The 16,018-nt window shown below is 65.1% G+C and carries 14 protein-coding genes; 12 read left to right on the top strand and 2 right to left on the bottom strand.

Going from position 1 to position 16,018, the window contains the following annotated elements:
* The first annotated feature begins 63 nt into the window (after positions 1-63).
* Entirely contained in the window at positions 64-951 is an 888-nt protein-coding gene (gene mmsB, locus AABF56_RS27180; protein ID WP_272808213.1) for a 3-hydroxyisobutyrate dehydrogenase, read from the top strand.
* Positions 952-974: 23 nt separating this feature from the next.
* Here the strand turns inward: mmsB and AABF56_RS27175 are convergent, their stop codons facing one another.
* Complete coding sequence (locus AABF56_RS27175; RefSeq protein ID WP_272808212.1) at positions 975-3,395, bottom strand: GcvT family protein; 2,421 nt, start codon at positions 3,393-3,395, stop codon at positions 975-977.
* A gap of 222 nt (positions 3,396-3,617) precedes the next feature.
* Complete coding sequence (locus tag AABF56_RS27170) at positions 3,618-4,505, bottom strand: LysR substrate-binding domain-containing protein (RefSeq protein WP_244770611.1); 888 nt, start codon at positions 4,503-4,505, stop codon at positions 3,618-3,620.
* Positions 4,506-4,733: 228 nt separating this feature from the next.
* Between AABF56_RS27170 and AABF56_RS27165 the strand changes: the two genes are divergently transcribed.
* From AABF56_RS27165 to AABF56_RS27115, 11 genes are all read left to right on the top strand, one after another.
* On the top strand, positions 4,734-6,269 hold the full coding sequence (locus AABF56_RS27165) for a trimethylamine methyltransferase family protein (protein ID WP_272808211.1): 1,536 nt from the start codon (positions 4,734-4,736) through the stop codon (positions 6,267-6,269).
* Between the two features lie 73 nt (positions 6,270-6,342).
* A complete protein-coding gene (locus AABF56_RS27160; RefSeq protein ID WP_432349633.1) occupies positions 6,343-7,278 on the top strand; it encodes a GlxA family transcriptional regulator in 936 nt (311 codons plus the stop codon).
* Positions 7,279-7,369: 91 nt separating this feature from the next.
* On the top strand, positions 7,370-8,674 hold the full coding sequence (locus AABF56_RS27155; RefSeq protein ID WP_272808209.1) for a M24 family metallopeptidase: 1,305 nt from the start codon (positions 7,370-7,372) through the stop codon (positions 8,672-8,674).
* Complete coding sequence (locus AABF56_RS27150; RefSeq protein ID WP_272808208.1) at positions 8,674-9,354, top strand: isochorismatase family protein; 681 nt, start codon at positions 8,674-8,676, stop codon at positions 9,352-9,354. The genes AABF56_RS27155 and AABF56_RS27150 overlap by 1 nt, the downstream gene beginning before the upstream one ends.
* A gap of 24 nt (positions 9,355-9,378) precedes the next feature.
* A complete protein-coding gene (locus tag AABF56_RS27145; RefSeq protein WP_244770606.1) occupies positions 9,379-10,041 on the top strand; it encodes an ABC transporter permease in 663 nt (220 codons plus the stop codon).
* Positions 10,038-11,153 (top strand): ABC transporter ATP-binding protein, encoded by a 1,116-nt coding sequence (locus AABF56_RS27140; protein ID WP_272808207.1) that lies wholly within the window; start codon positions 10,038-10,040, stop codon positions 11,151-11,153. Before AABF56_RS27145 ends, AABF56_RS27140 begins: the two co-directional genes overlap by 4 nt.
* Positions 11,150-11,908, top strand: a complete 759-nt coding sequence (locus AABF56_RS27135; RefSeq protein WP_244770604.1) for an ABC transporter permease — start codon at positions 11,150-11,152, stop codon at positions 11,906-11,908. Before AABF56_RS27140 ends, AABF56_RS27135 begins: the two co-directional genes overlap by 4 nt.
* 23 nt (positions 11,909-11,931) lie before the next feature.
* Positions 11,932-12,822 (top strand): glycine betaine ABC transporter substrate-binding protein, encoded by an 891-nt coding sequence (locus AABF56_RS27130; protein ID WP_272808206.1) that lies wholly within the window; start codon positions 11,932-11,934, stop codon positions 12,820-12,822.
* A gap of 139 nt (positions 12,823-12,961) precedes the next feature.
* Positions 12,962-14,086: a mandelate racemase/muconate lactonizing enzyme family protein gene (locus tag AABF56_RS27125; RefSeq protein ID WP_272808205.1), complete on the top strand. Its 1,125-nt coding sequence runs from the start codon at positions 12,962-12,964 to the stop codon at positions 14,084-14,086.
* A complete protein-coding gene (locus tag AABF56_RS27120) occupies positions 14,083-15,090 on the top strand; it encodes an Ldh family oxidoreductase (protein ID WP_272808204.1) in 1,008 nt (335 codons plus the stop codon). The genes AABF56_RS27125 and AABF56_RS27120 overlap by 4 nt, the downstream gene beginning before the upstream one ends.
* A 28-nt stretch (positions 15,091-15,118) precedes the next feature.
* Positions 15,119-16,018, top strand: coding sequence for a glycine betaine ABC transporter substrate-binding protein (locus AABF56_RS27115; protein WP_288085347.1), 900 nt, complete (start codon positions 15,119-15,121; stop codon positions 16,016-16,018).

Below are 16,018 nucleotides of genomic sequence, written 5' to 3'. Positions count from 1 at the left end.
GGAGCACGGTCGAGGCTTATCTTGCGGGCAACGAACCGCTTTTGCGGATGAAGTGAGGAAGACATGACGAAGATCGCATTTGTTGGCCTCGGCAATATGGGTGGCCCCATGGCGGCCAATCTGGTGAAGGCCGGCCATGCCGTCGCCGGCTTCGACCTTTCCGAGGCATCCCGGGCGTCGGCGGCCGCGGCCGGCATTTCGGTGGCCGCGACGCTTGCCGATGCCGTTGCCGATGCCGAATGCGTTGTCACCATGCTGCCGAAGGGCGCGCATGTCCTGTCCGTCTGGGGCGAGCTTTGCGGGCTCGTGAAGGATCGCACGCTGATGATCGACAGTTCGACCATCGACGTGGAGAGCGCGCGCAAGGCGCATGCGCTCGCCGCCGGACGTGGCTGCCCGTCTCTCGACGCCCCGGTCTCCGGCGGCACGGGCGGTGCGGCGGCGGCCACGCTCACCTTCATGGCCGGCGGAGAGGGCGCTGCCTTCGGGCAGGCCGAGCCTATCCTCGCCGCCATGGGCCGCAGGATCGTGCATTGCGGCGGTGCCGGTGCCGGACAGGCCGCGAAGATCTGCAACAACATGATCCTCGGCATCTCGATGATCGGCGTCTGCGAGGCCTTTGCCCTGGGCGAGAGGCTCGGGCTCTCGCACCAGGCCCTTTTCGACGTGGCCTCCACCTCCTCCGGGCAGTGCTGGTCGCTCACGAGCTATTGCCCCGTGCCGGGACCCGTTCCCGGCTCGCCCGCCAACAACGGCTACAAGCCGGGCTTTGCGGCGGCGCTGATGCTGAAGGACCTAATGCTCGCGCAGGAGGCCGCCCTTTCGACCGGCGCGGCGACACCGCTCGGCGGTCTGGCGGCGCAGCTCTACGGGCTTTTCGAGAAGCAGGGCCAGGGTGGCCGCGACTTCTCGGCGATCATCGAGATGCTGCGCGGACTGGAGGAGGCCTGACCGCCTTGCGGCGGCAAGGTCGGCTACATGCGAAGCCTCGTTCCTTCCGCATCGAACGGCGGTTGCTGCAGAATGACGGCGTCGTGCGGGCGGCCGAGGATGGCGACGCTTACCTTGTCGCCCGGCTTCGCCAGGTCGGCATTGATGTAGCAAAGGGCGAGCGACATGCCGACGGTGTAGCCGTAAGCGCCCGAAGAAACCTGGCCGGCCGGGGTTCCATCGGGAAGGAAGATCGGCTCGCCGCCGGTGGCGTCCGCCTCTTCCGCTTCGATCGAGACGATCGAGAGCCTTTGCCTTGCGGGTTCTGCCGCGATTTTCACGTAGGCGTCCTTGTTGAGAAAGGCGCCCTTGTCGATCTTTATCAGACGGTCGAGGCCGCTTTCCTGCGGCCTGTATTCGGGTGAATATTCGCGGCTCCAGCTGCCGTAGCCCTTTTCGATGCGCAGCGAGGTGAGCGCGCGTGCGCCGACGGGGCCTGCACCCAGGTCCCTGCCGGCCTCCAGCAGCGCGTCGTAAAGCGCCACCTGCTCATCGGCGTCGCAGTAGAGCTCCCAGCCGAGATCGCCGGTGAAGGAGACGCGCAACGCGACGACATCGATGCCGGCGACGCTCATCCTGCGGGAGCGCATGAAGGGGAAGCTGCCGTTGGAAAGATCCTCGTTCGTCAGGCGCATCAGCAGCTCGCGCGATTTCGGCCCGGCGACGTTGAAGGCGCAGAGGCGTTCCGTCATCGATGTGAAGCTGGTGTCCTCGGGAAGCGGAACCGCTTTGAAGAAGCGCTGGTGATAGCGTTCCGCCATGCCGGAGCCGAAGACCATGAATTCGTCCCCGGCGAGCTTCGTCACGGTGAAATCGCCCGCGATGCCGCCGCGCCTGCCGATGAGCGGCGTCAGGCAGGAGCGGCCGACCTCCGTCGGCATGCGATTGGCGAAGAGCGCATTCAGCCAGTCCGCGGCGCCAGGCCCCTTCACCGCATATTTGGCGAAGTTGGAGATGTCGATGATGCCGGCATTCTCGCGCAGCATGCGCGCCTCGCGGCCGACCGGTGCCCACCAGTTCTGGCGGGTGAAGCCGGCCGTCTCTTCCTTCGGCTCGCCCTCGGCGGAAAACCAGAGGGGATGCTCCCAGCCGAAGTTGAGGCCGAAGACGGCGCCCATCGCCTTCTGCTTCTCGTAGGCCGGACGAGTGCGGACGGGACGCCCGGCCGCGCGCTCCTCGTTCGGGAAATGGATCTTGAAGCGATGGCTGTACTGGTCCTGCACGCGCGCCTTCGTGAAGGCCTTGCCCGCCCAATGGCCGAAGCGGGCCATGTCCCAGCCGAACATGTCGAGCGACGGCTCGCCCTCGATCATCCATTCCGCCGCGAGCCTGCCCATGCCGCCGGACTGCGAGAAACCGGGGATGATGCCGTTGCAGCAGAAGTAGTTCGCCAGCTCCGGCACGGGGCCGAAGAGGACTGCGCTGTCCGGCGACCAGATCATCGGCCCGTTGATCACGCGCTTGACACCCGCCGTTCCGACGACCGGCACACGGTCGATGGCACGCAGCATGTTCTCCTCGATGCGTTCGAGGTCGTCGGGGAAGAGCTCGTGGCCGAAGCCGGGCGGCGTGCCGTCCTCCGCCCAGAACCGCATGTCGCGCTCGTAGGCGCCGATCAGCAGGCCGAGTCCCTCCTGCCGGAGGTAATATTCGCCGTCGCGGTCGGCGACGGAGGGAAGCCGCCGGTCGAGCGCGGCGATCTCCGGGATGGTCTCGGTCACGAAATACTGGTGTTCGGTCGGCATCAGCGGAAGTTCCAGCCCGGCCATGGCGGCCACTTCGCGGCCCCACAGCCCGGCGGCGTTGACGACCCATCGGGTGCGGATGTCGCCCTTTGGCGTGCGCACGATCCAGCTGCCGTCCGGCTGCGCCTCGGTGCCCGTGACAGGCGTGAAGCGGTGGATTTCCGCACCCCGCTGCCGCGCGCCCGCCGCATAGGCCATCGTCACCCCGGACGGATCGACGTTTCCGCCTTCCGGCTCGTACATGATGCAGCGGATGCCGTCGAAGTCGACGAGCGGGTGCAGGCGCTCCGCCTCGTCGCGGCCGATCTCGTAGAAGTTCATCTTGTAGCGGCGCGCCTTGGCCTCCTGCAGCCTCAGCTGGTGCTCGCGCGCCTCGGTCTGCGCGAGGTAGAGGGAACCCGGCTGGAAGATCCCGCAGCCTTGCCCCGTCTCCACCTCCAGCTCCTTGTAGAGCGCCATCGTATAGTGCTGGAGCAGGCTGATATTGGTGGAGTCGTGCAGGCCATGGATATTGGCCGCCGCATGCCAGGTCGAGCCTGACGTCAGTTCGCTGCGCTCCAGAAGCACGACGTCGGACCAGCCGAGCTTGGTGAGATGGTAGAGAATGGAACAACCGATGAGACCGCCGCCGATGACGACCGCTTGAGCGTGGGAGCGCATAGAATTCCAGCCTTGAACTGATGACCTTTGCACCGGCGAACCTGTGCCGGCAGGCCCAGTCTAGGGGCGGGCGGTTGCTTCCAAAAGGCGGCGGGAGCGGGAAATCAGCCGCTTTTGACCTCGGATGGACAAATAAAACGAGGTCATTGATCCCGCAATTTTCGTTTGTTGCCGGATGGGGCTCGGCTAGTCTGAAGTCGGCCTTTTGCGGCACCGGGCCTATCAGCCGATCACCGTCTGCGCTTCGGCGACGATCCAGTCGCGCACCTTGGCGACGGTCGTTCCTTTCGATGCCTGCCCTTCTGCGAGATAGTAGTTCCATGCGCTCCTGGCGCGGGTCTGGAAGGGCTCGACGAGCAGGCCGCGGTCGACATAGATGCGGGCGAGCGACCAGGTGGTCACGATGCAACCGGCGCCGCTTGCCGCCATCTCGAGCGCGATATTGGTGGAGTTGGTGGAAAGCCGCTTGTCGTTCGCGGAGGCGTCGATGCCGAGCGCATCGGCCATGTCCTGCCAGAATTCCTGTCGTCCATGCACGGCAATCCAGTTGGATGTCAGGACGTCTTGCGGCGTCCTGATCGCATTCTGCCCGTGCACGAGCTGGGGCGCGCAGAGAAGCACGAGCCGGTCGTTCCAGAGCTGCCTGCCGTTTGCCGGCATATTGTCGAAGCGGCGGATGGAAATGAGGATATCGGCGATCTGTTCCGTCGAATCCTCCCAGATCGTGCCGTGCAGGAGGATCTCCACCTCGGGATGTTTCCGGCTGAAGCCGGCGACGCACTTCGCCAGCCAGTTTTCGGCAAGGCTGGTAGGGCAGGAGATGACGACCGTCTTGTTGCGGGCTGAGGCGAGCACGGCTTCCGTCGCGAAATCGATCTGGTTCAGCGCCTGGCGCAGCGTGGGAAGAAAGGCCTCCCCCATTTCCGTCAGCTTGAGGCTGCGCGGATAGCGGATGAAGAGCTGGCGGCCGAGATACTGTTCGAGCGCGCGCACATGATTGCTGATCGCCGCCTGCGTATAGCCCAGCTCGTTGGCCGCGTCCGTGAAGCTCAGGTGCCGGGCGGAGCATTCGAAGGAACGGATATAGTTCAGTGGCGGCGGCGGCTTCATTGCGGATTCCCCTTTTTGCCAGAGGCTAATCCGGTCCCTTCGCGCTGCGCAAGTGCGGGATGCGCCATGACATCGTTTTTCTTGGTCATTGCCGCCGAACTTATCGTGTGAAGACCGGGTCGGGATTGGCCATAGTTCCAGGGAGGCGGAACATAAACGCATGTCCGATGCCGAGGGCTCGTCATTGCCCCCTTGCGGCGGATGCAAGCGTGTGAAAGGCAGTTCTCGATGAGTGACAGACGCGGCGGCGGCCGGCGATCGCGGGCAGGCCGGGGTGGCGGCGGGATTTCGCAGCTGCCGTGGCAGGAGGTCGTCAACACCTATCCTCCGATGCAGCTTCTCGACGAGGAGCGTCTCGAGGCGCTTCACCGCAATTCGATGCGCATTCTCTCCGAGATCGGCATCCGCGTGATGAGCGAAAAGGCGATGGCGCTGTTCGAGAGGGCGGGCGCCATCGTCGACCGCGAGAACCTGACGATCCGCATCGACGAGACCATCGTCGCGGCGGCGCTGGCCACCACGCCGTCCGCCTTCACGCTCACAAGCCGCAATCCGGAAAAACGCCTGACGATCGGCGGCAACACCATGGCCTTCGGCCTCGTCGCCGGCCCGCCGAACGTGCACGATCGGGTCAACGGCCGGCGGCAGGGCAATCTGGCCGACTACCGGAACTTCACGCGGCTGGCCCATTACTTCAACGCGATCCATATCCTCGGGAACCAGGTCTGCGCGCCGATCGAGCTGCCGGCCAATTCGCGCCACCTCGATACCTACAACGCGAATATCACGCTCAGCGATCTCAGCTTCCACTGCACCGCCATCGGCCGGGGGCGCGCTGTCGACGGCATCAACATGATGGCGATCGCGCGGGGCATCGACATCGAGGAGATGCGCCGGTCGCCGGGCGTCATCACGATCATCTCCGTCAACTCGCCCCGGCTCTTCGACGATGCGATGGCGGACGGGCTCATCGCCATGGCCGAGCATGGGCAGCCGGTAACCATCACGCCGTTCACCCTCATGGGCGCCATGACGCCGGTGACGCTGGCGGCGGCGCTCTGCCAGCAGAATGCCGAAGCGCTGTTCGGCGTCACGCTTGCCCAGCTGGTCAATCCCGGCACGCCGGTCATGTACGGCGCGTTCACGTCCAATGTGGACATGCGCTCCGGTGCGCCGGCCTTCGGCACGCCGGAGAACACCAAGGCGAACATCATCGCGGGCCAGCTCGCGCGGCGATACGGGCTGCCCTATCGCACGTCGAATGCCAATGCCTCCAATACCGTCGATCTTCAGGCGGCCTACGAGACGGGGATGGCGACCTGGGGAGCGGTGCTCGGCGGCGCGAACCTCATCTATCACGCGGCGGGCTGGCTCGAAGGCGGGCTGACGGCCTCCTACGAGAAACTCGTGCTCGACGTCGAGATCCTGCAGAACATGATGGGCTTCCTCGCGCCCATGCCCTTCTCCGAGGACGATCTCGGCTTCGAAGCCATCAAGGCGGTGCCGGCCGGCGGACATTTCTTCGGCTCCGAACACACGATGGCGCGATACGAGACGGCCTTCTACCAGCCAATCCTCTCCAACTGGCAGAACTACGGCAGCTGGCAGGAGGCCGGCGGACGCGATGCGCTGGAACGCGCGACCGACGTCTGGCAGCAGGCCTTGCGGGAATACGAGGAGCCGGCGCTCGATCCGGCCATCCGCGAGGAGCTCGACGCCTATATCGTCCGGCGCCGCGAGGAGATCGGGGCAGGGGAGCCATAAGCTTGGAGAACAGCCGGTGAAAGGGTCCGAACCGATCCGCTTTGCGGTTCTGATATTTCCGAACTTCCCGCTGATGGCCTTCAGCTCCATCATCGAGCCCCTGCGTGCGGCGAACACGCTCTCCGGCAGGCAGTGCTATTCCTGGATCACCGTTGCGGCCGGTGAAAGGATCAAGGCGTCGAACGGGATCGGCATCGAGCCGGACTTCCATGTCCGCCGCGCGCCGGAGGTCGACCGGATCGTCGTGTGTTCCGGGGGCGATGCCGAACATCTCGTCGCCGACGAGGAGATGGCGTGGATCCGTAAGAACCTCCGCGCCGGGGCCGAGCTTGGCGCGATCGCCGATGCAGCCTTCTTCCTCGCGCGCAAGGGGCTGCTCGACGGTCATGCCTGCACGCTGCACTGGACCAGCCAGCCCGCGTTCCAGGAGGCTTTCCCGCATCTCGACATGCGCTCCGACCTCTTCGTCATCGACCGCCGCCGCTTCACGTCCGTCGGCGGGATCGGCAGTCTCGACATGATGCTGGAGATGATCCGGCGCGACTATGGCGAAGACCTCGCCGACGGCGTCGCCGGCTGGTACATGCACAGTCCGTTGCGGCCCGACGCCGACCGGCGGCTGCTGACATTGCGCATCCGCAGCGGCATTCGCGACGACCTCGTGCTCTCCGCCGTGGCGATGATGGAGGACGCCATCGAGGACGTGCTGCGGATCGAGGATCTGGCGCGCCGCCTCAATGTCTCGTCCGACAAGCTTGAGCGCTCCTTCAAGGCCGAGCTCGGGACGGCGCCCAATGCCTATTACCGCAATCTGAGGCTCGGCAGGGCCGCAGACATGCTGACGCATTCCAGCCTGCCGGTGAATGAGGTCGCCGTCGCCTGCGGTTTCGGCAATGCGGCCGCCTTCTCCCGGGCCTTCAAGCAGCGGTTTGGCTATGTGCCGCACAGCGTGCGCCGCCGCGTCTCGCGGGCAGGCGAGGCGCCGCGTGCAATCGCGGGACTGAAATAATGGGCGGGTGCGGATTTCGGCATAGAATCTGCGGAATCCGCGCAATTGCGTGCTCCGGTCCTTCTCCATTCTCTTGGAAAAGGAGAACCCCATGAGCATTGTTGTATTCGATCCCGACAGCGTGGAAGACGTGGATTTCAAGGACCGCATGCGCCATCCGGCGGCAGCCGATCCGGCCGGCGGCATGTGGCTTTCCGACACGGAGCCGTCGTTCATCGACGCGGATGCGCTGCGCAAGGGGCGGCTGAGGAAGCTTCGCGACTGGATGCGCGCGGCCGGTTACGGCGCCGTGGTGCTTTTCGATCCCTACAACCAGCGCTATGCGACGGGATCGCGCAACATGTTCGGATATTTCCTGCGCAACTCGACGCGTTATTTCTTCATTCCCACGGAAGGTCCGATCGTCCTTTTCGAATACCCGCAGAGCTATCATGTCTCGATGGTGCTCGACACGATCGACGAGGCACGCCCGTCCAAGCTCGTCTGGTCCTCGGTTTCCGGCAAGGACGACGAGACCGCCGGGCCGTTCGCCGACGAAATCACGGAGCTGCTCAAGCAGCACGGCGGCGGCTCGATGAAGCTCGGCATGGACCGCTGCAGCCACCTTCAGGCGCTCGCGCTCGAAAAGCGCGGCTGCGAGGTCAGGGACTGTCAGGGCGAGATCCTTGCCGTCAGGGCCGTCAAGACGCCGGAGGAGGTCAAGTGCCTTCAGGTCTCGATGGCCGGTGCCGAAGCGGCGGTTGCGGCCGTTCGCGAAGCGATCAAGCCGGGCGTTTCGGAGAACGAGCTTTTCGCGATCATGTATCAGGAGGTCATCCGGCAGGGCGGCGAGTTCATCGAGACGCGCCTTCTCAGTTCCGGACAGCGCACCAATCCCTGGTTCAACGAGGCGAGCGGGCGCAAGATCCGACCCGGCGAGCTGGTCGCCCTCGATACCGATACGATCGGCTGCTACGGCTACTATTCCGATTTCTCGCGCACCTTCCGCTGCGGCCCCGGCAAGCCGACGCCCTACCAGAAATCGCTCTACCGGATGGCCTACGAACAGGTTCAGCACAATATCGCTATCGTCAAGCCGGGCATGGCCTTCCGCGAGATCGCCGAAAAGGCATGGAAGATACCCGACCGCTTCGTCGACCAGCGTTACACGTCGGTGATGCACGGCGTCGGCATGCACGGCGAGACGCCGTTCATCGCCCATGCGATCGACTACGAGACCTATGGCCGCGACGGCCATCTCGTGCCCGGCATGGTCGTCTCCGTCGAGAGCTATATCGGCGAAAAGGGCGGCCGCGAGGGCGTGAAGCTCGAAGACGAGATCCTGATCACGGAAACCGGCACGGAGCTGCTGTCGCGCTTTCCCTATGAGGATGAATTCCTGAGCGGGGAGATTTGATGAGGAAGCCGTTGCGGATCGAACATGCGAAGGCTGCGGGTCTCTTCATCGACCTCCAGGAGGAGCATCGCCATGACGAGCGCTATCTCGTGGAAGGATACGACACCGTCCTTCGCAATGCCGCCTGCCTCCAGGCGGCGGCGCGGCGCAACGGCATTCCCGTCTTCCACTGCGCCTACATCGTCGATCTCGCCGACCACGCCCGCCCGTTCCATCCCGCGGGACCGGACGGGCGTTCCGCATTCAGCGACAAGGACGATCCGCTGACGGCGATCTGTCCCGAGGTCGCTCCGCGGGCGTCGGAGCGGCTGCTCGTCAAGAACGAGGCGAGCGCCTTCGGCAAAAGTCCGCTCATCGCGGAACTGCGCGAGCGCGGCGTGGAATGGCTGATGGTCGCCGGCGTATGGACCGAGGCCTGCGTCGACGCGACGGTCAAGGACGCGATCAATCTCGGCCTGCATGTCCTGCTCGTCAAGGACGCCTGCGGCAGCGGCGGCCTTGCGATGCACCAGACGGGCATCCTCAACCTTGCGAACCGCCTCTATGGCGGCGCGGTCGTCGATACGCAGGCCGCCTGCGCCCTCATGGACGGCGATACGGTCGAGGCATGGCAGATCGAGGGATCCGTGCCCCTGCGCTTCACGTTTGAGAATGCCGCCGAAATCTACGGGCAACTCTAGTCAAGGAAAGGCAGGCCGCAGCGAATGGAGATCGTCCGGTTCATCATCGACAATCTGGACATCATCGGCGCGCGCGCGATCGAGCACATCTCGATCGTCTTCCTGGCCGTCGGCATCGCGGTCGCCACGGCGGTGCCGATCGGCATTGCCATCACGCAGTCGAAGAGCACGGCCGATACCGTTCTCTATCTTGCGTCGATGATGATCACTGTTCCCTCGATCGCCCTGTTCGGCCTGATGATCCCGCTCCTGTCGCCGATCGGGCACGGCATCGGCTATGTGCCCGCCGTCGTGGCCGTCGTGCTCTATTCCCAGCTTCCCATCATCCGCAACACCTACACCGCCATCACCAATGTCGATCCGGCGCTGCGCGAGGCGGCCAAGGGCATGGGAATGAGCACTTGGCAACGTCTGCGGCAGGTCGAGATCCCGCTCGCCATTCCGGTCATCATGGCGGGCGTGCGCACCGCCGTCGTCATGAACATCGGCGTGACGGCGATCGCGGCCTATATCGGAGCGGGCGGACTCGGCACCTTCATCTCGCGGGGCATCAGCCAGTCCGATCCCCGCCAGCTGGTGACGGGCGCGCTTGCGGTCTCGCTGCTGGCAATCGCCGCCGACCTTTTCCTGGCGCTCGTGCAGCGCCTCCTCACGTCACGCGGCATCCAGGGGGACGTCACGCAATGATCCGGCTCGAGAACCTGACGAAGCACTTCGGCCCCGCGCACAATCCCTTCGTGGCGGTCGACAATGTCAACCTCGACCTTCCCACCGGCGAGATCTGCGTGCTGCTCGGTCCGTCGGGTTGCGGCAAGACGACGACGATGAAGATGATCAACCGGCTTATCCAGCCGACCAGCGGCAAGGTCTTCATCGACGGCAAGGACACCGGCACCGTCGATGCGATCGAGCTTCGGCGCTCCATCGGCTATGTGATCCAGCAGATCGGCCTGTTTCCGAACAAGACGATCGAGGAGAATATCTGTGTCGTGCCCGATCTTCTCGGCTGGGACCGCCGGAAGTCGCGCATGCGCGCCAAGGAGCTCCTGGAGCTCGTGGGCCTTCAGCCCGACCTCTTTCTCAAGCGCTATCCGAAGGAGCTTTCGGGCGGCCAGCAGCAGCGCGTCGGCGTCCTGCGCGCGCTCGCGGCGGACCCGCCGGTCATGCTGATGGACGAGCCGTTCGGCGCGATCGATCCCATAAACCGCGAGGTCATCCAGGAAGAATTCCTGAAGATGCAGAAGACGATCCGCAAGACGATCATCTTCGTCTCGCACGATCTCGACGAGGCGGTGAAGATGGCGGACAGGATCGCGATCTTCCGCGGCGGAAAACTCGAACAGTATGCAACGCCCGACGACCTGCTCGCCCGCCCCGCCAACAGCTTCATCGAGGATTTCCTCGGCTCCGACCGGGCGCTCAAGCGCCTCAGGCTGATCCCGGTGCGGAATGCCATGCAGACCGATTTCATAACGGTCCAGAGCTCGGATTCGGTCGAGAGCGCCCTGGAACGCATGCGGTCGTCGGGCAGCGCCGCCGCCTTTGTGCTCGACGCGGAGGGCGTGCCGCAATCCCTTCTGAGCGCACAGGTCGCGGGCGCGCGCTCCGGTGCGGTCGCCGATCATGCGGAACCCGTAAAGGGCGCCGTGCCGGTCAGCGGCGATCTGCGGCACGCGGTGTCGCTGATGTTCGCCCACGACATGCCCCTGCTGCCCTGCGTCGACGAGGCCGGCAGGCTGGCCGGCGTGATGAGCTATCGTTCCATCGTGCACAATCTCGGCCACGGGGAGACCGCATGAGCGCTCCCGCCATCCTGACCACGCCGCCACAGGAACGCCGCCGCCCCGCGCTCGCCCCGGTGCTCGTGCTGGTCGTGCTGGCGGGCGCGGTCGCCTGGCTGTGGTCGAGCGGCATGGCGGAGGAGATCCTCACCTATTCCGACGATATCTCCTACCTTGCCGTACAGCACCTGGAGCTCGTCGCCTGGGCCGGTGGACTTGCCATCCTCACGGCCGTGCCTGTAGGCATCGTGCTTTCCCGGCCTGCCTTCCGCGCCATTTCCGAGGCGGCGATGCAGGTCTTCAACATCGGCAGCACCGTGCCGACGCTGGCGATCCTTGCGCTTTCCATGACGCTGCTCGGCATCGGCACGGTGCCCGCGGTGTTCGGCCTGTGGGCCGCCACCCTTCTTCCGATCGTGCGCAACACCTATGCCGGCCTGCGCGCGGTGCCGCCCCACCTCGTGGAGGCGGCAACCGGCATGGGCATGACGCCGCGGCAGGTCCTGTGGCGTGTCGAGCTTCCAAACGCCCTCTTCGTCATCTTCGGCGGCATCCGCACGGCGCTCGCGATCTGCGTCGGCTCGGCGCCGCTGGTCTTTCTGATCGGCGCGGGCGGGCTTGGCGAACTGATCTTCACCGGGATCGCGCTGGACGAACTCCCGATGATGATGGCCGGGGCCATTCCCACGGCATTGATTGCGGTCCTGGTCGACTTCGTTTTCGGCCAGATCCAGTACCACCTCGTTCCACGAGGGATAAATCCGTTGCGATAACAAGAAAAGAGAGAGGAACTGAAATGACCTTCGTACCGAAACTTGCCAAGACCCTTTTGTCGGCGGCGGCCATCGCTCTTGCCGCGACGTCCGCCTTCGCTGCGACGATCACCGTCGGCGGGAAGAACTTCACCGAACAGCTGATCATCGCCGAAATCACCAAGCAGCTCCTCGGGAGCAAGGGCTACACCGTCGACAAGAAGGACGGCATGGGGACCAAGATCGTCCGCGCCGCGCTGGAGAACGGCGAGGTGGACCTCTACTGGGAATATACGGGCACGTCGCTCATCACCTTCAACAAGGTGACGGAGCGGCTTTCGCCGGAGGAGACCTACAACCGCGTCAAGCAGCTGGATGGCGAAAAGGGCCTCGTCTGGCTGGCGCCGTCCACGGCGAACAACACCTATGCCTATGTCGTCAAGCCGGGCAATGCCAAGACGGAAGGCCTGGAGACGATCTCCGACCTTGCCAAGGCCTATAACGACGGCAAGCCGATCCTCATGGGCACGACCGCCGAGTTTCCGAAGCGTCCGGACGGCCTGATCGGCCTGCAGGAAGTCTACGGGTTCGAGGCGGGCCGCGCCAATGTCCGGCCGATGGATCTCGGCCTCGCCTACAACGCGCTCGCCAACGGCGATCTCGACACGATCGCCGCACAGGCGACCGATGGCCAGATCGCCGCCCTCGGCCTGAAGGTGCTGAAGGACGACAAGGGCTTCTTCCCGAACTATGCACTGACCCCCGTCGTGCGCAAGGAGGTGCTCGACGAGCATCCCGATCTCAAGGACGCGCTCGAAGCGATCTCGACGAAGCTCGACGACGCCACGATGCAGCGTTTGAACAGCGAGGTCGACGTCGAGAAGAAGACCATCGAGACCGTTGCCGCCGACTACCTGAAGCCGCTCGGCATGTAAGCCGGCGCTTTTCGCGTCTCATTACCAGTCTCGCCCGCCTGCGGGTCCTGCAGGCGGGAGGGGAAGAGGCGTGCCGGAAGCCGGCCGCCGCATGCAGGAAGCCGGGCAATGCCGGCCGTCGTTTCGAGGAATCCCGGGAATGGTCAAGATATCAAGCATCCGCATCCGTCCGCTGGTCCTGCCTTTGAAGCAGCCCTATCACTGGTCCTACGGCATTCGGGAATCCTTTGCCGTCAATCTCATCGAGATCGAGGCGGATGACGGCACCGTCGGTATCGGCGAGTGCACGGTCGCACCGGACCAGACCGGCACGGCGGCCATCCTCCAGCGCCTCGCCGGCCATCTCGTCGGCCATTCGCCGCATGATGTGGCCCCGCTCATCGCGCGCATCTTCCACCGGGAATATCTCGGGCACGGCGCGAACATCATGCGGGCCGCCAACCAGATGTTCTCCGGCATCGACATGGCCATGTGGGACCTCCAGGGCAAGCTTGCCGGCCTTCCCGTCCACCAGCTGCTCGGCGGCGCGCACCGCAAGGCGGTCGGCTACTTCTATTTCCTCCAGGGCGAGACGGCCGAGGAGCTTGCGCGCGACGCCGCTGCCGGCCACGCCAATGGCGAGCGGGTCTTCTATCTCAAGGTCGGCCGCGGCGAGAAGCTGGACCTCGAAATCACCGCCGCGGTCCGCCGCGAGATCGGCGATGCGCGCCTGCGCCTCGACGCGAACGAGGGCTGGAGCGTGCATGACGCGATCAACATGTGCCGCAAGCTGGAGAAATACGACATCGAGTTCATCGAGCAGCCGACGGTGAGCTGGAGCATTCCCGCAATGGCGCATGTGCGCGAGAAGGTCGGCATTCCGATCGTGGCGGACCAGGCCGCTTTCACGCTCTACGACGTCTACGAGATCTGCCGCCAGCGGGCCGCCGACATGATCTGCATCGGCCCGCGCGAGATCGGCGGCATACAGCCGATGATGAAGGCGGCGGCCGTGGCGGAATCCGCCGGGCTGAAGATCTGCATCCATTCGTCCTTCACTACGGGCATCACCACCTGCGCCGAACATCACATCGGGCTTGCCATCCCCAATCTCGACGACGGCAACCAGATCATGTGGCAGCTCGTCGAGAAGGATATCGTGTCCTCCCCGGGCCTTGCCCCGAGGAACGGCTGGCTCGATGCCTTCAAGATGTCGGGGCTGGGTTTCACCCTCGCCGACGACCTCGTCGCCGCGGGCGAAAGACGCTACGCGGCCAGCCGATGAGCACGGTCGAGACGACCCGTGAAACGATCGAGGCGGTTTGCCTCGCCGCGCTGGAGAAGCATGGCGCGACCGTCGACAACGCGCGCCCCGTGGCGCAGGCGATCGCCAGGGCGGAGGCCGGCGGAAACCGTGTCTGCGGCCTCTACTACCTGCCGATCTTCTGCCGGCATCTGACGATCGGCAAGGTGGATGGAAAGGCCGTTCCCGATGTGGCGCCACGCGGCGCCACGGTGACGGTCGATGCGCGATGCGGCTTCGCGCATCCCGCCATCGCGGCCGGTACGCCGGCCCTGGTCGATGCGGCCCGCCGGTCCGGCATCGGGGCGATGGCGGTGCGCAACTCCTATAATTGTCTCGCGCTTGCTCATCACGTCCTCCCGCTCGCGGAAAACGGCCTGATCGGTCTTTGCCTGTCGAATGCGCCGGCCTCCGTCGCGCCGCCCGGTGCGACACAGGCACTCTTCGGAACGAACCCGCTCGCCTTCGCCGTGCCTTCGGCGGAAGCTCCCCCTATTGTCGTCGACCAGAGCATGAGCGCCGTCACCAAGACGGAGATGATCCTCCGCCGCAATCGCGGCGAGGCGATCCCGGCGGGCTGGGCACAGGACAGGCATGGACGGCCGACGACCGATGCGGCCACCGGCCTGGAAGGCTCGCTCCTGCCGGCCGGCGGCCGCAAGGGCGCCAATATCGCCCTCCTTGTCGAAATCCTGGCCGCCGCGCTGACCGGTTCGGTCCTCAGCACGGAGGCGAGCGCCTTCGGCAACGATGAGGGCGGCCCGCCGTGCGTCGGGCAGTTCCTGATCGCGATCGATCCCGGCCATTTCTCCGCCGGTCACTTCCCCGAGGCCATCGGCCGGCTGGCCACGGCTCACGAGGCCGCAGGCGCGAGGTTTCCCGGGCGATCCGGGAGAAACCAGCCTGTCCGCGTCGACGCCGAACTCTGGGAGACGGCGGTGCGGCTTTCGGCATCGAACGACGCGGCAGACCCTCAAGTGAGTTGAACAACGACAGAACGAAGGGAACGACATGATGCGCATCATCGATAACCTGAAGACTGCCATTCAGGCCGCACTGGTCGCCGGTCTTGCCATGACCGCCGCCGGCGCGGCCGCGGCACAGGACATCAAGGTCGGCGGCAAGGATTTCACGGAGCAGTTCCTGCTTGCCGAAATGACGACGCAGCTCCTGCAGAAGAACGGCTTCACGGTGAGCAAGCGGGACGGAATGGGCACCAACATCGTCCGCGCCGCCTTGGAGAACGGCGAGATCGACGTCTACTGGGAATATACCGGCACGGCGCTCGTCAACTTCAACAAGATCACCGATCGCCTGACACCGGATGAAACCTACAGGATCGTCAAGGAAAAGGATGCCGAGCGCGGCATCACCTGGCTTTCGCCGTCGCGCGCCAACAACACCTATGCGCTTGCGATCCGCAAGGACAATCCGAAGACCGACGGAATGGCGAGCCTGTCGGACCTGGCTGCCGCCTACAATGCCGGCAAGGACCCGGTGATGGCAACGACCGCGGAGTTTCCCAAGCGGCAGGACGGGTTGCTCGGCCTCCAGGAAACCTACGGCTTCGAGGCGGGCCGGAGGAATATCCGGCCGATGGAAATCGGGCTGGTCTTTCCCGCCCTTCAGAACGGGGACGTCGATCTTGCGGTCGTCGCCGCGACGGATGGCCGGATCGCCGCCATGGACCTCGTCCTGCTCGACGACGACCGGCATTTCTTCCCGGACTATGCGCTGGTGCCGACGATCCGGAGCGATGTCCTGGAAGCCAATCCCAGGCTTGGCGAGCTCCTCGATCAGCTTTCCGCCAAACTGGACGACGCGACCATGCAGCAGTTGAACGGCGAGATCGACGTGCGGAAGAAGTCGATCGAAGAGGTGGCAGCCGCATTCCTGGCGTCGAACGGCCTCTAG

This window comes from Shinella sp. WSC3-e (assembly GCF_945994535.1).
GTDB classification, from domain to species: domain Bacteria; phylum Pseudomonadota; class Alphaproteobacteria; order Rhizobiales; family Rhizobiaceae; genus Shinella; species Shinella yambaruensis.
This window is presented reverse-complemented; position numbering and strand designations above follow the sequence as displayed.